The sequence below is a fragment of the Clostridium sp. UBA1652 genome (assembly GCF_002320975.1).
In the GTDB taxonomy this organism is placed as follows: Bacteria; Bacillota; Clostridia; order Clostridiales; family Clostridiaceae; genus Clostridium_T; species Clostridium_T intestinale.
In genome coordinates, this window is record NZ_DCLI01000093.1 from 1 (window position 1) to 18,542 (window position 18,542).

Here is an 18,542-nt window from a genome sequence, read left to right on the forward strand (position 1 = left end):
GATTCCTGCTCGAGCCACCATTGTGTGGCGCTATAGCCAAGTGGTAAGGCAGAGGTCTGCAAAACCTTTATCCTCCGGTTCAAATCCGGATGGCGCCTCCAATTAAAAAAAACTTGTAAACATTAGTTTGCAAGTTTTTTATTTTTCTCATTTATTTGATATTAGATAATAGTTATTAACAAAAAATCACAAGTTATCAACAGAAGATGTGGATAACTTGTGTGAAAAAGGTATGTTTTTGTGGAAAATTAAATTATACAACCACATTATTTAATATTTCTATATATTTAGAGGTAAAGTTTAATTTAATCTTTGACCCAATAGGTAAGGTAAGATTAGGATAGTCATGACCGAATGAAAATCCAGTTATTATAGGCTTATTTAAGGGAACTAAAATATTTTTTATAATATCCTCAACAGTATAACTTTTTGAGTGATTTTCTACAGTACAGTTAGTAAAATGGCCCAATATGAATCCTTTACATTTTGATAGTTTTCCAGAGTATAGAAGTTGACTTAACATTCTATCTAAAGAATAAGGATATTCATTAACTTCTTCTATAAGTAATATTTTATTATTAAAGTTAATTTCATAAGGCGTACCTAAGGTAGAACAAATGGTGGCTAAATTTCCTCCAGCTAATATACCAGTAGTATTATCTTCGTTGTAGCATACAGAACCTCCAAAGGGAATATTATAAGGGGTATACCCTTGCATTAAAGTAAACTTTAAGCTTTCTAAAGTCTGCTCATCATTAAAATCTGAATTTACCATAGGACCATGAAAAGTTATCAAGCCAGTTTTCCTATTAATATAATTAATTAAAGTTGTCAGGTCACTATATCCACATAGTATTTTGGGATTCTTTTTAATAACTGAATAATTTAAATATGGAAGTATGTTTATACTGCCATATCCTCCTCTAAAACATATAATCGCTTTAACATCTTTATTTTCAAACATATTCATTAAATCAGAAGCTCTATCAATAGCTTTTCCTGCAAAATATCCAGAACGACTATATAAATGTTTTCCTAAAAGAAGATTAAATCCTAATTTCTTAAATGTATCTATTTTATCACCTATTACTTTAATATCTTCGCAGAAAGCTGGTGATACAATTCCTATAAGATCATTATTCTTAAGTGCTTTAGCTAACATAACTACTCCTAAAAATTATTTATATTATATTCTATAGATAAGTAATTAAATGTGCTAATAAATGGAGTATTTATTTATATTCAAAGAAGGACTAAGTGAATTTTAAGTATCTTATACAGAGTTAGGTTTTATATTTAAATGTTTAACTTTTTAAATGTTTAACTTTTTAACTTTTTAACTGTTTTTCTTTTTAAATGTTTTTATTTTTATTAAACATAATAATATAATGAGGCTTGAAAAGAAGCCTCTACAGCAGTAAGGTGCTTAACTTCTTATTAAACATAACTACTAATTAAAAGGATTTTAATGGAGCCTGAGAAACGGCTCCTACAGTATAGATGTAAAAGGAATATGAAGAAAAATAAAAATGAGCTATGCACTGATATCCAGTGTGGCAGCTCATTTTTTATAGTGTTATAAAAATTTTAATTTTAGTATAAATTTTTCTTGAATTCATAGAATTCAGTTTTTACTTCGCTTAGTAGATTTACATTTTCTATAAGATCTAAGGCAGTGAAACATAAAGCGTGAGAGGCCTTCATAGCATTTTGGAAAGCGTAGTCGCTTATTGTTGCTTTAGCAAATTCTAGCGAACCGTATTCTATATTTTCTCCATTAACTATATCTATATATGGATGAATTGAAGGAACTTTATGACTTACGCAGCCCAAACTAAGTCCAGCGGAAGTATCTTTAGGCTCTGCTATGTCTATTATTCCTGCTTCTTTTAAATTATGCGAAAAAAGTCTATTAAGAGTAATATTAGTTAATAATTCTTCATTAGGTGGTTCATAAAGTGATATTGCATGTTTAACTCTCATTAGTTTAGAAACGTATAAGCATATTTCTCTTAATTTACTTTCGGCAACTTTAGCAATGTCCATGTCATTTGAACGTATGTAGAATTTAGAATCAGTTTCAGTAGGAAGAAGTAAAGGTGTGTATCCTCCATTTGATAATACTGAATTTATATCTACATCTTTAGAAAAGCCTTTTAATAAAGAATTAAGAATATTAAAGGTTAATAAAGTAGCGTCTAGAGAAGTGTAGACACTACTATTTAAGAAACTTAATCCGCTATCTCCATAGAATTTAACGTTTAGTGGAATTATGGCAGATGAAGTTCCACTCTCTGCAGTTATTATATTTGGATGTGCAGTTAATACTACATCTATATCATCAAAAACTCCTTGTCTTACCATTGTAGACTTAGTTCCACCTAGGTATTCTCCAGGGCAGCCAAGTATTACTATAGTTCCTTGAAGTTTATCTATTATTTTAGATAGACCTAACGCACTACTTACAGATATTGTTGTTAATAAATTATGACCAGTTACGTGACCTTGATCCTTTATGGCATCATATTCACATACAAAACAGATTTTAGGATAACCGCTTCCTTTTTGTGCATAAAAGGAGGTCTTAATATCTAAATAGTTCTCTTTAACCTCAAAACCATTATTTTCAAGTAATGTGGTTATATAAGAACAGGCTTTTTCTTCACAGTAACTTTCTTCTGGATTTTCATATAAAAACTTACATAAAGAATATAGATCTTTTTCACAGCTAGCTATGTGAGATATAATTTCTTGCTTCAAAAAAATCCCCTCCTGATTATTCATATAAATTAGTTTTTCCAATAAAGAGTAAATTATTTATATGTCAAAAATAAAGTTAGTTGGACAAAATAACTTTTACGTGTAAATGAATAGAATATAGTGTATGGGGTTAAAATCAAGATAATATTATAGGACAAGAAAAGCGGAGGTAAATTCAATTATGAAAAAAAATTGCATTATATGTGGAAAAGCTAATGAAAATGGTATAATAATATGCGGAAAAGAAATTTGTTTAAGTTGTGAAAAAGCTATTGCAAATGAACCTGTATATACAGACCGATATGAGTTTTATAAACGTAAGATAAAAAGGTACTTATCACAACCAATAAATTATATCCAATAAACAGATAAGCAAGAGGAAGAATAATGAATGATGCACCTATAATTTATGGATTAGAAACCTATATTAAAAAAAACTATGCACCCTTTTCCATGCCTGGACATAAACAGGGGAGAGCATTTCAAGATGAATTGACTACTTTAATATTAAATGGAGATATTACTGAGGTAGATGGATTAGATAACTTACAAAACCCTCAAGGGATTATAAGAGAAGCTTTAGATAAGTTGAGTGAATGTTATGGAAGTTATAAATCCTATTTCTTAGTAAATGGAAGCACTTCAGGTAATTTAACAATGATTTTTTCCTCTTTTAACGAAGGGGATAAAATATTAGTGGAAAGAAATTGCCATAAATCAATATTTAATGGTATATTGGTCAGAAAGTTAAAACCCATATATATTAAAAATGAGATAAGTTCAAAATTAGGAGCACCACTAGGAATAGATTTTAAACATTTTTTAGAAATAATAGATAATGAAAAAGATATTAAAGGAATTATATTAACTTATCCTAATTATTTTGGAATTGGTTTAGATATATCTAAGATTATTACAGAGTGCAGAAAGAGGTCTATTAAGGTTTTAATAGATGAAGCACATGGGGCACATTTTGGATTTCATAATGAACTTCCAGAAAGTGCAGTAAAGCTTGGGGCTGACATGGTGGTAATGAGTGCACATAAAACATTACCATCATTAACCCAAACTGCCTATTTACATATAAATAATGAAATTGATAAAGAAAAGGTGGAGTTTTATTTATCAACATTTATGAGTACAAGCCCTTCTTATCTATTTATGTCAACTTTAGATTACAGCAGAGCCTTTTTGCAGGAAAAAGCTGAAGTGGCTTATGAGAAGCTAATTAGAAGAATAGAGAAAGTAAATGAGGTTATAGATAAGGTAGAGGGAATTGATTTTATAGATAATAATAAATTAGAAGATAAATGGACATATGATCCTACTAGAATAGTAATATCAATTAATGAGGGGTATAAGAATATTGACTTAGTTGAATACTTCCTAAATAATGGTGTTCAAGTTGAAATGGCTATAGGAAGGGCAACTGTTTTAATTCCTACTCCTTTTAATTGCGAAAAGGATTTTGAAAGATTAGAAAATGCATTATTGAAATTAAGGGTGAATAAGGAAGATAGTATAATTAAAAGTTACGATTTAGATATTGAAGATGGGGAATTGATAGATCCTATAATAGTTATGAATAATAAAGCAGAATTTATTGATATAATAAACTCTGTTGGGAAAATTGCTAAAGAGCATATAGTACCTTATCCACCAGGAGTTCCATTAATATTGATGGGAGAGAAGATTACTAAAGAAAAGATTAATAAACTTTTAGATTTACTAAATGATAATATAGAATGTATTGGAGTAAATAATAACAAAATTAAAATTTTAAAAGAAACAGAGGAGTAAAAAGAAGATGGGAAAAGGTATGTTTATAACATTTGAAGGTGGAGATGGTGCTGGTAAAAGCACTGTAATTAATAAAGTATATGATGACTTAGTAAAGAAAAATCTATCTTGTATGATTACTAGAGAGCCAGGAGGCATAGATATTGCAGAGCAGATAAGAGAAGTAATACTTAATGTTAAGAACACTAAAATGGATTCAAGAACAGAGGCGCTTTTATATGCAGCAGCAAGAAGGCAGCATTTAACAGAGAAAGTAATACCAGCTTTAGAAGAAGGTAAAATAGTGTTGTGTGATAGATTTTTACATTCATCATTAGCATATCAAGGTTATGCAAGAGGGCTTGGAATAGAAGAAGTTTATGAGATAAATAAATTTGCTATAGATTCTTATATGCCAGATTTAGTAATATTATTTGATATAGAACCAAAACTAGGTTTAGAAAGAATAAATAAGAATAAGGGAAGAGAAATAAATAGACTAGATAAAGAAAATATGGATTTCCATGATAAAGTAAGAGAAGGATATAGTATTTTAATGGAGAAATACAATCATAATATAGTTAAAGTGGATGCATCTGGGGCGATAGATGAGGTTTATCTACAAGTTTCAAAGATTATCAATGAAAATATTGAGAATAAAGCTATATGAAGGAAATATAAATATATTTTAACTTAATATTTTATGATAAAATAATTATAAGTAAATAGAATTAAAGAGTTTAAAGGAGGTAGGAGAATATGAAGTTAGTTATTGCTATAGTTCAAGATGATGATACAGCTGATTTAGTTGAGGCTATTACTGAGGGTGGTTTCAGGGTTACAAAATTAGCTACTACAGGGGGCTTTCTTAAGTCAGGAAATACTACACTATTAATAGGAGTAGAGAAAGAAAAGGTTGATGAGGTTCTAACTATTGTTGAGGATGTATGTAAAACTAGAAAACAACTAGTGGTATCCCCTACTCCTATGGTAGGCACTGCTGATGTATATGTTCCATACCCAGTTGAGGTTCAAGTGGGAGGAGCTACTGTATTTGTAGTAGATGTAGATAAATATGTAAAAATATAATTGAAAGGATGAGTGCATATGAAGTTTATTGGGCATAATAAAATACGAGAATCATTTGATAAACTTATTGAAAAATGTGCACTCTCTCATGCACACTTAATAATAGGAGAGGATGGTATAGGAAAAAGCAAAATAGCTCAGATTTTTGCTCTAAGCATATTAGATAAAGGTCAAGAAAAAGAATATGCAGATATCGTTAATTATAGAGTAAATGAGAAGTCTATAGGAATAGATGAAGTTAGAGGAATAATTCAAGAGATTTATAAAAAACCTTTTGAAGGTGATAAAAAGGTAATAATAATACATAAAGGAAATAAGTTAACGATTCAAGCACAAAATGCTTTATTAAAAACGATAGAAGAACCACCTAAAGGTGTTTACATAATTATATTGTGTGAAAGTGGAGATTTAATATTAGATACAATTAAGTCAAGATGCCAGATTCATAAACTTTCACCATTAAATATTGAAGATATGAGAGAGTATATAAATTTATATTTTAAAGAGTTTGATGAAAAAATGATTAACTCTGCATTAGCATATGCAGGAGGAGTTCCTGGAAAGGTAGAAGATTTTTTTAATAACAAAAATTTAGAAATTTTAAGAGGTATTATATGTAATTTATTAGTGGATATTAATAAAGGTGATAAAGAAGCTGTTATTGCATATGAGAAAAAGTTAGCTAGTTTTAAGGAAAATTGGGAAGAAATTTTAAATATTTTACTTTCATTTATAAGAGATATATCCGTATATAAAGAAGTAGAAAATAAGGAGTTAATCATAAATGGTGATAAACTTCATGAAATAGATAATATATCAAGAGAAATGACCTTTAGAAAACTCAAAGGAATGGTAAAGGTTTTAGATAGAACACGAAATAAATTAAATAGTAACACAAATTTTTTATTAACATTAAATGTTATGATCATAGATCTTATGGAGGTTTAAAATGATAAAAGTTGTAGGAGTCCGTTTCAAAAAAGCGGGTAAAATATATTATTTCGATCCTAATAATGCAGAGGTAAAAAAGGATTGTTATGTCATAGTTGAAACAGCAAGAGGCGTGGAGTTTGGAGAATGTGTTATTGGAACAAAAGAAATACGCGAGGAAGATATAGTAGCACCACTTAAAACAGTTATTAGAGTTGCAAATGAAGAAGATATAAGATTACATAAAGAAAATAAAGAAAAAGAGAAAGAGGCTTTTGATGTATGCCTTAAGAAAATAGTAAGTCATGGCTTAAATATGAAGTTAATAGATGTAGAGTATACATTTGATAATAATAAAGTTATTTTTTACTTCACAGCAGATGGTAGAGTAGACTTTAGAGAATTAGTAAAAGACTTAGCTACAATATTTAAAACAAGAATAGAGTTAAGACAAATAGGTGTAAGAGACGAGGCTAAAATGATTGGTGGTTTAGGACCTTGTGGAAGACCTTTATGCTGCTCAAGTTTCCTTGGAGATTTTGCATCGGTATCAATTAAAATGGCAAAAGAGCAAAGTTTATCCTTGAATCCTACTAAGATATCAGGAATATGTGGAAGATTAATGTGCTGTTTAAATTATGAACAAAGCACCTACGAAGATATTAGAAAGAGACTACCTAGGGTAGGATCAATAGTTAAAACTGTAGATGGTAGAGGAGAAGTTGTTGGCAATAATACTGTAAAAGAGACAGTTAAAGTTAAGATGGCTTTTGGGGAAGAAGAAGTAATAAATGAATATAAGATAGAGAAAATAGAGTTAATAAGTGGAACTTATGAGGGTAATGTAGATGACGGGGAAATAAAACTTGAAATAGAAGATGAAACTGATAAAGTTCTTATTAAGGATTTAATAAAGGATAATTAGATCATATTCAGGGGGATGAAAATGAAGTCTTCAATTAAAATTATCGGTATGAAAACATCAGAAGATGTAAAAAAAATAAAAAATGCAGTAGCTTCAAATACAGGGGTAGTTGCCTGTGAAATTAATAAGGAAAAAGGAGAAGTAAGCATAATATATGATGACTACTTCTCTAAATTAGATAAAATTATTGATTCCATAGAATTACTGGGATATACTGTCGTTTAAAAAATTATGTCAAAAGTATTTGAAAATATACACGAATGTGATAAAATTAACGTGGTAGTTACATACCGAAAATATTAGGAGGTGTTTTATTATGGCATATAAAATAGAAGAAACATGTATAAGCTGCGGTGCTTGTGCAGCTGAATGTCCAGTAAATGCTATAGAACAAGGAGATACAATATTTGTAGTTAATGCAGATACTTGCATAGATTGCGGAAATTGTGCCAACGTTTGCCCAGTTGGAGCTCCAGTAGCAGAATAATTTTAAAAAGCATCGCCTTTTAGGCGGTGTTTTTTTGTACAAGCAATTAAATATAGATATAAATAAAAGATGCTTAGTTTAGGCATCTTTTATTTATATTTGTGGAGGAGATAAAAGTAATACTTTAGGGGTATTATCTGTACTTACAAATAATTCTTCAGTGTTAAGAGTGTTATTAGGTAATTTTGAAACATTTTTTGAAGCTATTAAAAATTCTTCTGGACCTCTTAATAAGAAAGACAGGTTTGGGGTTTTATAATGCATTGGAACAATATATTTAGGAGATAATAAATCACATATAGGATAAGCAGTTTTACCACCTATAGTATAAAGATCTCCAACTGGAATCATAAGTACATCAATGTTTCCTAATAAATCTTTATAATCGTTATTTAGCATATGACCTAAGTCTCCAAGGTGGCATAATCTAAGGTTATCAACCTCAAATAAAAAAATTATATTAGGACCTCTTTTAAGACCATTTTGATCGTCATGAAAAGAAGGTATTCCTGTTATTTTTATTGAATCAATTAGATATTCATTAGTTGAATTAATTATTTGTGGTTCACAGTCTAAGTTAGTTAAGTTAGAATGATCAAAATGATCATGAGATATAGTTACTATATCTACGGACCCTTTGAAGGGGATATACCCTATTTTTGAGTCAAAGGGATCCATTAGTATTTTTGTATTATTTGAAGTTTCTAAAAGAAAACATGAATGACCATACCAGGTTAATTTCATAAAATCACCTCGTTCATAGTATTACCATAAATTCAAGAAAATACTAAAAATAAAAACCATTATATATTTACAATAGTAATTATTATATGATAAGATATATCTAAACAAAGTCAAAGAAAGTCAAGGTTAAGAAGGTGACGAAATGGCAAGACTATCAGATGTGATAGAAAGCTTTATAAAAGCTTTAATTAGTGAAAGTGAAGATCAGAAGTTACAGATTCAAAGAAACGAGTTAGCAGATAGATTTAGTTGTGCTCCCTCTCAAATTAATTATGTATTAACTACAAGGTTTACTTGTGAAAAAGGATATTTAATTGAAAGTAGAAGAGGTGGCGGTGGTTGCATAGTAATTAGAAAGGTTAAATATAATAACCATAGAAGTAGAAAAGAGTTAATAGACGAAAGTATAGGAGATTCAATAACTTATCATAATTCAATAGCATTATTAGAAAGTTTATATGATGCTGAGATAATAAATGATAGGGAATTCAATATAATTAAAATGGTTATAAATGATAGAACGTTGCAAGCAGTTGAAAACAGAAATAGGGTAAGAGCGGACATATTAAAATCAACAATTGCATTATTGTTATCTTAAAGGGGGAATAAAAGTGTTATGTGAAAAATGCAATAAAAATGATGCTACAGTCCATATGGTAAATATAATAAATGGAGTAAAAAGCGAAGTAAGATTGTGTGAGAAATGTGCTAGTGATATATCTGATATACCAGTTAACTCATCTTTCGAAGACTTCGAAGGATTTCCTCTGCAAAGCATCTTAGGAGGTTTAGTTGATTATTTTAATAAAAACGCTACTGATAAACCAGAAAATGAAGTAGTTTGTAAGTCTTGTGGAATGAACTATAGGGAGTTTAGAAAGACAGGATTACTTGGATGTAGTAATTGCTATGAGAGTTTTTCTAAAACACTAACTCCTGTTATAAAAAGAGTTCAAGGTGATGTTGAACATATAGGTAAAATTCCAGAAAATGAGGGAAGAGTAATTGCAGAAAAGAAGAAAATTATTAAGCTTAAAGAAGAATTGCAAAAAGCTATATTAGCAGAAGAGTATGAAAAAGCAGCAGAGATAAGAGATAATATAAAATCTATTCATGAGAAATTAGAGGAATAGGAGGTGCCATATGGAGAGTTGGATAAATAGCAGTAAAGAAGACGTGGTTATATCTAGTAGAGTACGATTAGCTAGAAATTTAAAAGAAGTTCCTTTTCCTAATAAGCTAGATAATGAAAATGGTATAGAAGTATCAAGTAGTATTCAAGAAGCTTTTAATAAAGTTTTAAAAGATAAAGGAGAATACAAAACTTATGAATTAAGAGATATATCACCAAACTTAGCAAGAACTTTTCTTGAAAAACACTTAATAAGCCCAAATCTTATTAAAAATGGGACTATTTCTTCTTTCATCGTGGATGATGATGAAACTTTTAGTTTAATGATAAATGAAGAGGATCATATTAGATTACAGTGTATAACTGCAGGCTTTGATATTAGATCAGCATATAATAATGCTGATGAGGTGGATTCCTTATTAGAGCAGGAAATAGAATATGCATTTAATGAAAAGTTAGGGTATTTAACAGCCTGCCCAACTAATATAGGTACTGCAATGAGAGCATCTGTTATGATACATTTACCAGCTGCAACTTTTAATAATGAGATTCCGAAATTATTAAAGGGACTAAATCAAGTTGGAATGACATTAAGAGGATTATATGGAGAAGGCTCAAAAGGTGAAGGAAATATATATCAGATATCTAATCAAGTAACTTTAGGTGTTACAGATGAAGATATACTAACTAATTTAGAAGCTGTAGCGTTACAAGTAGTTGCAGAAGAAAAAAATATAAGAAAACTTTATTTAGATCAATATAAATATGAAGTTGAGGATAGAATATTTAGAGCAAGAGCTTTGCTTGAAAATGCAAGAGTATTAACATTAAAAGAATCATTAGGTTTACTTTCAAGTATTAGGCTTGGAGTTGAAGAAGGTTTAATAGAGGATATAGATATTAAAACTGTTAATAAAATGTTGTTATTTTCTCAAAATGCATCCCTTCAGAATAACTTAGATAGGGAATTAAAAGAAAGAGAAAGAAATATAGAAAGAGCAAAATTAATGAGAAGTATATTATCAGAGTCTTAGGAGGTGTATAAAATGATGTATGGGAAATTTACAGAGAGAGCGCAAAGAGTGATATTAAAAGCTCAAAAAGAATCCCAAGAGTTTAAACATGGATATATAGGAACAGAGCATATTTTATTAGGAATAATTGCTGAAGAAGGAGTTAGTCAAGAACTTCTTAAAGAATATGGAATAAATGAAGATGGAGTAAAAAAACTGCTTCAAGAATATGTTGGAGAAGGTGATTTTGATTCTACAAAAGGAGATATTCCATTAACTCCAAGAACAAAAAGATTACTAGATTTAAGCTTGTTAGAAGCTAGGAATTTAGGTCAGAATTATATTTCACCAGAACATATATTATTAGCTATGATTAATGAAAAAGAAGGCGTAGCATATACAATTTTAAATAGTTTAAATGTTAACTTTGATAAAATAAAGCAAGATATTTTAAATGCTTTATCTGGTAATACTAACAATCCTCAAGGAAATGTTGAGGAAAGTAAAAGAAAGAAAAAGATTAATACACCTGCATTAGATCAATACGGCAGAGACTTAACTGAGATGGCTAAAGAAGGCAAACTTGATCCAGTAGTAGGAAGAGATGAGGAAACTCAAAGACTTTTAGAAATTCTTTGCAGAAGAATAAAAAATAATCCTTGTCTAATAGGAGATCCTGGAGTAGGAAAAACTGCTGTGGTGGAAGGATTAGCACAGAAAATAGTTGAAGGGAATATCCCTGAAATACTTAAGGAAAAAAGAGTAGTATCCCTAGATATTAGCTCTATGATAGCTGGAGCCAAATATAGAGGTGAGTTTGAAGACAGATTAAAGAAGCTTATGGAAGAGATAAAAGAATCAGGCAATGTTATATTGTTTATAGATGAAATGCATACAATTGTTGGTGCTGGAGGAGCAGAAGGTGCAATTGACGCATCAAATATTTTAAAGCCAGCATTAGCTAGAGGAGAAATCCAATGTATTGGAGCTACTACTATAGATGAATATAGAAAATATGTAGAAAAGGATTCGGCTTTAGAAAGAAGATTCCAACCAGTTAATGTAGGAGAGCCATCAAAAGAAGAAACCTTATTAATTTTAAAAGGATTAAGAGATAAATATGAAGCACATCATAGGGTGAAAATTACAGATGAGGCGTTAGTAGCAGCAGTAAATCTATCAGATAGATATATTACAGATAGATATATGCCTGATAAAGCTATAGATCTTATTGATGAAGCAGCTGCAAAAGTAAGAATAGAAAATCTTACAGCACCACCAGATTTAAAGGAAATTGAGGAGTTAATAGATAAGACAGTTAAAGAGAAAGAAGATGCAATAACTGTTCAAGACTTTGAAAAAGCTGCTAACCTTAGAGATAATGAAAAAGAGTTAAAAGAGAAATTAGAAAATCTTAAAAAGGATTGGAGTACACAAACTTCAGTTCAAACTCATACAGTTGATGAAAGTAAAATTGCAGCGGTAGTTTCAAAATGGACTAAAGTTCCAGTAGAGAAATTAACTGAAAAAGAAGCAGATAAATTATTAAAACTTGAAGAGATACTTCATAATAGAGTTATAGGTCAAAGAGAAGCTGTTAAGTCTGTAGCTAAAGCTGTAAGAAGAGCTAGGGTAGGATTAAAAGACCCTAATAGACCTATAGGATCATTTATATTCTTAGGACCTACTGGAGTAGGAAAAACTGAACTTTCCAAAGCTCTTGCAGAAGCTATGTTTGGTGATGAAAATAGTATTATAAGAATTGATATGTCTGAGTACATGGAGAAGTTTGCGGTATCTAGATTAATAGGATCTCCTCCAGGATATGTTGGATATGATGAAGGTGGTCAATTAACAGAGGCAGTTAGAAGAAAACCATATTCAGTTATATTACTAGACGAGATTGAAAAAGCTCATCCAGATGTATTTAACATTTTGCTTCAAATACTAGAAGATGGTAGATTAACTGATTCCAAAGGAAAGACTGTTAACTTTAAAAACACCATAATAATAATGACATCTAATATAGGTGCTCATATGCTTAAAAAACAAAAAACATTAGGATTTGCTATAGATTCTGATAAAGCTGAAACTGAGTATGAAAAGATGAAAGAAAATATTATGGAAGAGTTAAAAAGAAGTTTTAGACCAGAGTTCCTTAACAGAATAGATGATACCATAGTATTCCATAGCTTAGTAGAAAATGATTTAATCGATATAGTTAATTTAATGTTAGAATCTATAAAGGAAAGAGTTGAACAACAAGAAATACATTTAGAGTTTGATGAAGATAGTAAAAAAACTCTAATAAAAGAAGGCACCGATTTAGCTTATGGAGCAAGACCTCTTAGAAGAGTAATTACTAAAAAGGTTGAAGACAAACTTGCTGAAGAGTTGTTAAAAGGAACAATTAAAAAAGGTGATAAAATAAAAGTTACATCAGATGAAGGGAATTTAGTTTTTTCACCAGTTCCTGTTCAGTAATAAAATAGGAGAACCAGTATGATAGATTATATTGGTTCTCTTTCTTTATATTTATAAATAATAATTAAGTGAAAGTGGAAATAATAAAAATAGAAATTATTAATATACTTAAATTGTAGCTTAATTTAAATATTAATTAGAAGTACTAATTAATAGTAATTATTCAATAAATACTTGAAAATAAAATTTCTAGTGTTATAATAAATATAAGGATACCCCGTGGGGGTAATTGAGGAGTGATCAAAAGTATGAGTAAAGAAGTGAAAAATATAGATTTGATGATTATAGGAGGAGGTCCAGCAGGATTAACCGCAGCTATATATGCAGCGCGAGCTAAGTTAGATATGATTCTTCTTGAAAATGCTGTTGTAGGTGGTCAAGTAAGAACTAGCTATACAATAGAAAATTATCCAGGATTTAAAACCATAGAAGGTGGAAAGCTTGCAGATATAATGCAAGAACAAGCAGAAGAATTAGGAGCTAAAATAGATGAATTTGATTTAGTCCAAAGTGCAAAATTAACAGATGAAGAAAAAATCATTGAGACTGATAGTTATATATATAAACCTAAGGCTGTTATAATTGCTACAGGAGCAACGCCTAAAAAGTTACCTATACCAAATGAAGAGAAGTTTTCTAGTAAAGGGGTACACTATTGTGCTGTGTGTGATGGAGCTATGTACGGTGATAAGATTATTGCTGTAGTTGGTGGAGGAAATTCAGCATTAGAAGAGGCATTGTTTTTAACTAAGTTTGCTAGTAAAGTAATAATGATTAGAAGATTTGATTATTTTAAAGGTGAAAAAGCTACTATAGATGAGGTATTAAATCATCCTAAAATAGAAGTTTTATTTAATTGGGATTTAGTAGATGTAGAAGGAGAAACTTATTTAGAAAAAGCAATTATAAAAAATACTCAAACAAATGAACAAAAAGAAATTCAAATAGATGCTGTTTTTGGGTATATAGGAACTGAACCAAAAACAGATTATTTCAAAGAAGATATAAATTTAACTAAGGGTGGTTATATTATAGCTGATGAATCAACAAGAACAAATGTTAAAGGTGTATATGCAGCTGGAGATGTGAGAGAAAAACAATTCCGTCAAATAACAACAGCAGTTGCAGATGGAACTATTGCAGCGTTAGATGCAGAAAAATATATTGTAGAAAAAAGGAGAGATAAATAATGGTAAAAATATATTCAACAGATTGGTGCCCATGGTGTGTTAAGGCGAAAAAGTATTTTGATTCAAAAAATATAGAATTTACAGAGTTAATAGTTGCTGATGATAAAGAAAACAGAGAAGAAGTATTTAAGGTATCTGGACAAAGAAGTGTTCCAGTAATAGATATAAATGGTGAAATAGTTGTAGGCTTTGATAGAGAGAAGATAGATAGAGCATTGAAATTATAATTTGATTTGAGGTGAAATTAATGTTTAACGATTTATGTTGTAAAGATAAAATATATAAAAATTATGTAGGTGGGGAATGGGTTAAAAGTGAGACAAGTAAATTGATTTCAATAAATTCTCCAGTAGATGGCTCATTGGTTGGAAAAGTTCAGGCAATGAGCAAAGAAGAAGTTGATTATGCTATACAAAACGCAAAAGAAGCTCAAAAAGAGTGGGATAAAATGCCTATAAATAAAAGAGCTACTATATTACTAAAAGCAGCTGATTTACTTGATGAAAAGGCTGAAGAAATAGCAAATATAATGGTATTAGAAATAGCTAAAGATAAAAAGAGTGCAATTTCTGAAGTTAATAGAACTGCGGACTATATAAGATTTAGTGCAGATACAGCTAAAAATATGGCTGGAGAGACTTTACCAGGAGAGTCTTTCCCAGGTACAGGAAAGGGTAAGATAAGTATAGTAAATAGAGTACCATTAGGTGTTGTATTAGCTATATCACCATTTAACTATCCTGTTAACCTTTCAGCTTCAAAGATAGCACCTGCATTAATGGCTGGAAATAGTATAGTATTAAAGCCTGCAACTCAAGGAAGTATAAGTGCACTTCATTTAGTTAGGGTATTCCAAGAAGCTGGAGTTCCAGCAGGAGTAATTAATACTATAACAGGTAGAGGAAGTGAAATAGGAGATTATGTAGTTGGTCATCCACTAGTAGATTTTATAAACTTTACAGGAAGTACAGAGATAGGATTAAGAATCTCTGGAATAACTACAATGAAACCATTATTAATGGAATTGGGCGGAAAAGATGCCGCTATAGTTTTAGAAGATGCTGATTTAGACTTAGCAGCTCATAATATAGTTGCTGGTGCATATTCATATTCTGGTCAAAGATGTACAGCGGTTAAAAGAATATTAGTCATAGATAAGGTTGCTGACGAATTAGTAAAGAAAGTTAGAGAAAAAGTTAAAACTTTAAAAGTAGGAAATCCAATTAATGAGCAAGTAGATGTAGTACCATTAATTGATGATAAGGCAGCTGATTATGTTGAAAGTTTGATACTTGAATCTAAAGAAAAGGGAGCTACCATATTAGAAGGTGGAAATAGAGAAGGAAATTTAATTTATCCAACTTTAGTTGATAATGTTACATTAGACATGAGATTAGCTTGGGAAGAACCTTTTGGACCAGTATTACCTATTATAAGAGTTAATAATGTTGATGAAGCTATATCTATAGCTAATAAATCTGAATATGGATTACAATCATCAGTATTTACAAGAGATATAAATAAAGCTTTTTATGTGGCTAATAAGTTAGAAGTAGGAACAGTTCAGATAAATAATAAAACTGAAAGAGGACCAGATCATTTCCCATTCTCAGGAGTTAAGGCATCTGGTATAGGAACTCAAGGAATAAGATATTCCATAGAGGCTATGTCTAGACCAAAAGCAGTCGTTTTAAATATAGAATAAAAATTAAACAAAAAAGGAAGCATTTTATTGCTTCCTTTATTATTTTTAATTTTATAGATTTAAAGCAGTATCTATTGCAGGTTTGTCAAAACCAACAATAACAGTTCCGTCAATATCTAAAACAGGAACTCCCATTTGTCTTGATTTATTAACCATTTCCTGTCTAGCATCCATATCTTCTTGAACATTTAATTCCTCAAATGCTATATCCTTAGATTTTAAGTATGTCTTAGCCTTAACACACCAAGGACAAGAGTTTGTTGTATATACTTTTACCATTAAAATTCACTACCTTTCTTAATAACTAATAATAATTATTCATTAATAATATTTTACATTATTTAAGAATAAAAATCAACTCTTTTGATTGTTATTATATGTTTTCAGTAGATTTATATGTGCATTGTTTTACGTTTTAATTAAGTAATATTTTCATTGTTTTTTATACTATTATTTAATATTAAATTTTGTTTTATAGTATAATCAGAGGGTTCAATGGAATTAGATATGTTGTAGTCACTTGAATGAAGAATATTTTTCCCTTTGACATTGGTAAATACTAAGGATTCTTTAATATTCAATGTTATCACCTCCTAGTAAATACTAGTTTATGTAAAAGTGAAAAAAATTATTTAAGGAAAGAATGTATAGTGGTCTAGACATCTATAGCAAAACTTAGTATAATGAATTTAGGAGGAAGTAAATATGATAGATAAAAATAGTCCCATTCCTGTATATTATCAATTAAAAGAAGATATTAAAAAGAAGATAAAATTAGGGGTTTGGAAAGTAGGGCAAACTATTGATAGTGAAAGAGAACTGTCTGAAAACTACGGAGTTTCTCGTATGACTATTAGGCAGGCGTTAGGAGAATTAGTACAAGAGGGAATACTTATTCGAGAGAAGGGTAAAGGAACCTTTGTATGCGAACCTAAAGTCAAGCAAGAAGATATGATGAGTTTTTCGGAAATTATTAAAAAGACAGGTGGAATTCTTAAAACTAAAGTAGTGGAATTTTGTACAGTAGAACCTCCAGAACATTTAAAAGATTTATTTCCTTTTGATAAATTGTATAAAATTAATAGATTAAGAGAAGTAGATGCTCAGGTTATAGCTAATGAAGTTGTATATATTCCGTGTGATTACTGTGGATACATGGATGAAGATATGCTTGAAGGGTCCTTATTTAAAATATTAGAGGGGTTTGGATATTCAGTAGATCACTCAGAATCTGAAGTTAGCGCAATATTAATAGATGATAATTATAAAAAGATATTTAAAACTAAAAATGATATCCCTTTGCTAAAAACATATAGCAGAACATTTATGGACAATAAAAAAGTTTTATTTATAGAGGAATCAATTTATAGAAGCGACAAGTATATATTGCAAGTCAATATATCCAGAAGAGAGGGGAAATTAAAATGAAAGTATTAGTAGTAAAAAATTATGATGAGATGAGCAAGGTAGCTGCAAAAGAATTAGCAGAAGTTATCAGTAAAAAACCAGAGGCAACATTAGGTTTAGCAACAGGTGGAACTCCAGTTGGTATGTATAAAGAGTTGATAGATATGCACAAGAATGGAGAACTTGATTTTTCAAAAGTTACTACAGTAAACTTAGATGAGTATGTAGGCTTAAGTGGAGAACATGACCAAAGTTATAGATATTTTATGGATAGTAACTTGTTTAATCATGTAAATATAAGAAAAGAGTACACTTATGTTCCTAATGGATTAGCTGAAGATATGCACCAAGAATGTGTTAATTATGATAAGAGAATAGAAGAGTTAGGTGGAATAGATGTTCAAGTACTAGGAATAGGAAGTAATGGTCATATTGGATTTAATGAACCATCTGATACATTAAGTTTAGGAACTCATGTAACTGACCTAGCAGAAAGCACTATAGAGGCTAATTCAAGATATTTCACATCTAAAGAAGAAGTTCCAACTAAAGCATTAACCATGGGTTTAGGAGCTATAATGAAAGCTAAAAAAATACTTCTAATGGTAAGTGGAGAAGCTAAGGCTGAGATAATGGATAAGGTGGTTAATGGAAAAATAACTACTCAAGTACCAGCTTCTTTTTTACAAATGCATAAAGATGTAGTATTAATAATAGATGAAGATGCTGCTAGAAAAATAAGATAATAAGTTTATATATCATAAGCTGTTTAAAATAAAAGGTATGTTTTATTTTAGCAGCTTATTTTTTTGTGTTAATTATGAGTAATTAAACAACTAAGGTTTGAATAAAAACCACGCAAGTGTATTATAATTAAATAAAATGTATGTTATCATA

At 29.8% G+C, this 18,542-nt stretch carries 22 protein-coding genes and 1 tRNA gene; 18 read left to right on the plus strand and 5 right to left on the minus strand.

Annotated features, from left to right (window positions below):
- Window positions 1–26 precede the first annotated feature (26 nt).
- A tRNA-Cys gene (locus B3N22_RS22055) sits at window positions 27–101 on the plus strand.
- A gap of 152 nt (window positions 102–253) precedes the next feature.
- Here B3N22_RS22055 and B3N22_RS22060 read toward each other — a convergent pair.
- Both B3N22_RS22060 and B3N22_RS22065 read right to left on the minus strand, forming a co-directional pair.
- A complete protein-coding gene (locus B3N22_RS22060; protein ID WP_286910619.1) occupies window positions 254–1,162 on the minus strand; it encodes a S66 peptidase family protein in 909 nt (302 codons plus the stop codon).
- A gap of 431 nt (window positions 1,163–1,593) precedes the next feature.
- Window positions 1,594–2,760, minus strand: a complete 1,167-nt coding sequence (locus B3N22_RS22065) for a zinc-binding metallopeptidase family protein (RefSeq protein WP_286910621.1) — start codon at window positions 2,758–2,760, stop codon at window positions 1,594–1,596.
- A gap of 181 nt (window positions 2,761–2,941) precedes the next feature.
- Here B3N22_RS22065 and B3N22_RS22070 point away from each other — a divergent pair, with 181 nt between their 5' ends.
- From B3N22_RS22070 to B3N22_RS22105, 8 genes are all read left to right on the plus strand, one after another.
- Window positions 2,942–3,124, plus strand: coding sequence for a sigma factor G inhibitor Gin (locus B3N22_RS22070; RefSeq protein ID WP_021800109.1), 183 nt, complete (start codon window positions 2,942–2,944; stop codon window positions 3,122–3,124).
- Window positions 3,125–3,147: 23 nt separating this feature from the next.
- A complete protein-coding gene (locus tag B3N22_RS22075; RefSeq protein WP_286910623.1) occupies window positions 3,148–4,560 on the plus strand; it encodes an aminotransferase class I/II-fold pyridoxal phosphate-dependent enzyme in 1,413 nt (470 codons plus the stop codon).
- A gap of 7 nt (window positions 4,561–4,567) precedes the next feature.
- Entirely contained in the window at window positions 4,568–5,209 is a 642-nt protein-coding gene (gene tmk, locus B3N22_RS22080) for a dTMP kinase (protein ID WP_286910625.1), read from the plus strand.
- Window positions 5,210–5,298: 89 nt separating this feature from the next.
- Window positions 5,299–5,628 carry a cyclic-di-AMP receptor gene (locus B3N22_RS22085; RefSeq protein ID WP_021800112.1) on the plus strand — a complete coding sequence of 110 codons (330 nt, stop codon included), beginning with the start codon at window positions 5,299–5,301 and terminating at the stop codon, window positions 5,626–5,628.
- An 18-nt stretch (window positions 5,629–5,646) separates the two neighbouring features.
- Window positions 5,647–6,576, plus strand: coding sequence for a DNA polymerase III subunit delta' (locus B3N22_RS22090; protein WP_286910627.1), 930 nt, complete (start codon window positions 5,647–5,649; stop codon window positions 6,574–6,576).
- A gap of 1 nt (window position 6,577) precedes the next feature.
- A complete protein-coding gene (locus tag B3N22_RS22095; RefSeq protein ID WP_286910629.1) occupies window positions 6,578–7,483 on the plus strand; it encodes a PSP1 domain-containing protein in 906 nt (301 codons plus the stop codon).
- Between the two features lie 21 nt (window positions 7,484–7,504).
- Window positions 7,505–7,708 (plus strand): heavy-metal-associated domain-containing protein, encoded by a 204-nt coding sequence (locus tag B3N22_RS22100; RefSeq protein ID WP_073022794.1) that lies wholly within the window; start codon window positions 7,505–7,507, stop codon window positions 7,706–7,708.
- Window positions 7,709–7,799: 91 nt separating this feature from the next.
- Entirely contained in the window at window positions 7,800–7,970 is a 171-nt protein-coding gene (locus tag B3N22_RS22105) for a DUF362 domain-containing protein (protein ID WP_021800116.1), read from the plus strand.
- Window positions 7,971–8,063: 93 nt separating this feature from the next.
- Here the strand turns inward: B3N22_RS22105 and B3N22_RS22110 are convergent, their stop codons facing one another.
- On the minus strand, window positions 8,064–8,714 hold the full coding sequence (locus tag B3N22_RS22110) for an MBL fold metallo-hydrolase (protein WP_286910632.1): 651 nt from the start codon (window positions 8,712–8,714) through the stop codon (window positions 8,064–8,066).
- A 142-nt stretch (window positions 8,715–8,856) separates the two neighbouring features.
- Here B3N22_RS22110 and B3N22_RS22115 point away from each other — a divergent pair, with 142 nt between their 5' ends.
- The 7 genes from B3N22_RS22115 (at window position 8,857) to B3N22_RS22145 (ending at window position 16,238) form a co-directional block, all read left to right on the plus strand.
- Complete coding sequence (locus B3N22_RS22115) at window positions 8,857–9,312, plus strand: CtsR family transcriptional regulator (protein WP_286910634.1); 456 nt, start codon at window positions 8,857–8,859, stop codon at window positions 9,310–9,312.
- A 13-nt stretch (window positions 9,313–9,325) separates the two neighbouring features.
- Complete coding sequence (locus B3N22_RS22120; RefSeq protein WP_286910636.1) at window positions 9,326–9,847, plus strand: UvrB/UvrC motif-containing protein; 522 nt, start codon at window positions 9,326–9,328, stop codon at window positions 9,845–9,847.
- A 10-nt stretch (window positions 9,848–9,857) separates the two neighbouring features.
- The gene (locus tag B3N22_RS22125; protein ID WP_286910638.1) at window positions 9,858–10,880 is read left to right on the plus strand and encodes a protein arginine kinase; all 1,023 of its coding nucleotides are present in this window, start codon (window positions 9,858–9,860) and stop codon (window positions 10,878–10,880) included.
- A gap of 12 nt (window positions 10,881–10,892) precedes the next feature.
- Entirely contained in the window at window positions 10,893–13,343 is a 2,451-nt protein-coding gene (locus B3N22_RS22130; RefSeq protein WP_286910640.1) for an ATP-dependent Clp protease ATP-binding subunit, read from the plus strand.
- Window positions 13,344–13,591: 248 nt separating this feature from the next.
- Window positions 13,592–14,533, plus strand: coding sequence for a thioredoxin-disulfide reductase (gene trxB, locus B3N22_RS22135; protein ID WP_286910641.1), 942 nt, complete (start codon window positions 13,592–13,594; stop codon window positions 14,531–14,533).
- Complete coding sequence (locus B3N22_RS22140) at window positions 14,533–14,760, plus strand: glutaredoxin family protein (RefSeq protein WP_286910643.1); 228 nt, start codon at window positions 14,533–14,535, stop codon at window positions 14,758–14,760. Before trxB ends, B3N22_RS22140 begins: the two co-directional genes overlap by 1 nt.
- Window positions 14,761–14,780: 20 nt before the next feature.
- Window positions 14,781–16,238: an NADP-dependent glyceraldehyde-3-phosphate dehydrogenase gene (locus B3N22_RS22145; protein WP_286910645.1), complete on the plus strand. Its 1,458-nt coding sequence runs from the start codon at window positions 14,781–14,783 to the stop codon at window positions 16,236–16,238.
- Between the two features lie 51 nt (window positions 16,239–16,289).
- Here the strand turns inward: B3N22_RS22145 and B3N22_RS22150 are convergent, their stop codons facing one another.
- Window positions 16,290–16,517 carry a glutaredoxin family protein gene (locus tag B3N22_RS22150; RefSeq protein WP_021800125.1) on the minus strand — a complete coding sequence of 76 codons (228 nt, stop codon included), beginning with the start codon at window positions 16,515–16,517 and terminating at the stop codon, window positions 16,290–16,292.
- 140 nt (window positions 16,518–16,657) lie between these two features.
- Window positions 16,658–16,819 carry a hypothetical protein gene (locus B3N22_RS22155; protein WP_286910647.1) on the minus strand — a complete coding sequence of 54 codons (162 nt, stop codon included), beginning with the start codon at window positions 16,817–16,819 and terminating at the stop codon, window positions 16,658–16,660.
- A gap of 124 nt (window positions 16,820–16,943) precedes the next feature.
- Here B3N22_RS22155 and B3N22_RS22160 point away from each other — a divergent pair, with 124 nt between their 5' ends.
- On the plus strand, window positions 16,944–17,666 hold the full coding sequence (locus B3N22_RS22160; RefSeq protein WP_286910649.1) for a GntR family transcriptional regulator: 723 nt from the start codon (window positions 16,944–16,946) through the stop codon (window positions 17,664–17,666).
- Window positions 17,663–18,391, plus strand: coding sequence for a glucosamine-6-phosphate deaminase (nagB, locus tag B3N22_RS22165; protein WP_286910651.1), 729 nt, complete (start codon window positions 17,663–17,665; stop codon window positions 18,389–18,391). The genes B3N22_RS22160 and nagB overlap by 4 nt, the downstream gene beginning before the upstream one ends.
- Window positions 18,392–18,542: the final 151 nt, after the last annotated feature.

Bases quoted from the DNA above. Each gene is read 5' to 3' on its own strand.
- B3N22_RS22060 (WP_286910619.1), bottom strand. From the start codon at position 1,162: ATGTTAGCTAAAGCACTTAAGAATAATGATCTTATAGGAATTGTATCA.
- B3N22_RS22070 (WP_021800109.1), top strand. From the start codon at position 2,942: ATGAAAAAAAATTGCATTATATGTGGAAAAGCTAATGAAAATGGTATA.
- B3N22_RS22075 (WP_286910623.1), top strand. From the start codon at position 3,148: ATGAATGATGCACCTATAATTTATGGATTAGAAACCTATATTAAAAAA.
- tmk (WP_286910625.1), top strand. From the start codon at position 4,568: ATGGGAAAAGGTATGTTTATAACATTTGAAGGTGGAGATGGTGCTGGT.
- B3N22_RS22085 (WP_021800112.1), top strand. From the start codon at position 5,299: ATGAAGTTAGTTATTGCTATAGTTCAAGATGATGATACAGCTGATTTA.
- B3N22_RS22090 (WP_286910627.1), top strand. From the start codon at position 5,647: ATGAAGTTTATTGGGCATAATAAAATACGAGAATCATTTGATAAACTT.
- B3N22_RS22095 (WP_286910629.1), top strand. From the start codon at position 6,578: ATGATAAAAGTTGTAGGAGTCCGTTTCAAAAAAGCGGGTAAAATATAT.
- B3N22_RS22100 (WP_073022794.1), top strand. From the start codon at position 7,505: ATGAAGTCTTCAATTAAAATTATCGGTATGAAAACATCAGAAGATGTA.
- B3N22_RS22105 (WP_021800116.1), top strand. From the start codon at position 7,800: ATGGCATATAAAATAGAAGAAACATGTATAAGCTGCGGTGCTTGTGCA.
- B3N22_RS22110 (WP_286910632.1), bottom strand. From the start codon at position 8,714: ATGAAATTAACCTGGTATGGTCATTCATGTTTTCTTTTAGAAACTTCA.
- B3N22_RS22115 (WP_286910634.1), top strand. From the start codon at position 8,857: ATGGCAAGACTATCAGATGTGATAGAAAGCTTTATAAAAGCTTTAATT.
- B3N22_RS22125 (WP_286910638.1), top strand. From the start codon at position 9,858: ATGGAGAGTTGGATAAATAGCAGTAAAGAAGACGTGGTTATATCTAGT.
- B3N22_RS22130 (WP_286910640.1), top strand. From the start codon at position 10,893: ATGATGTATGGGAAATTTACAGAGAGAGCGCAAAGAGTGATATTAAAA.
- trxB (WP_286910641.1), top strand. From the start codon at position 13,592: ATGAGTAAAGAAGTGAAAAATATAGATTTGATGATTATAGGAGGAGGT.
- B3N22_RS22140 (WP_286910643.1), top strand. From the start codon at position 14,533: ATGGTAAAAATATATTCAACAGATTGGTGCCCATGGTGTGTTAAGGCG.
- B3N22_RS22145 (WP_286910645.1), top strand. From the start codon at position 14,781: ATGTTTAACGATTTATGTTGTAAAGATAAAATATATAAAAATTATGTA.
- B3N22_RS22150 (WP_021800125.1), bottom strand. From the start codon at position 16,517: ATGGTAAAAGTATATACAACAAACTCTTGTCCTTGGTGTGTTAAGGCT.
- B3N22_RS22160 (WP_286910649.1), top strand. From the start codon at position 16,944: ATGATAGATAAAAATAGTCCCATTCCTGTATATTATCAATTAAAAGAA.
- nagB (WP_286910651.1), top strand. From the start codon at position 17,663: ATGAAAGTATTAGTAGTAAAAAATTATGATGAGATGAGCAAGGTAGCT.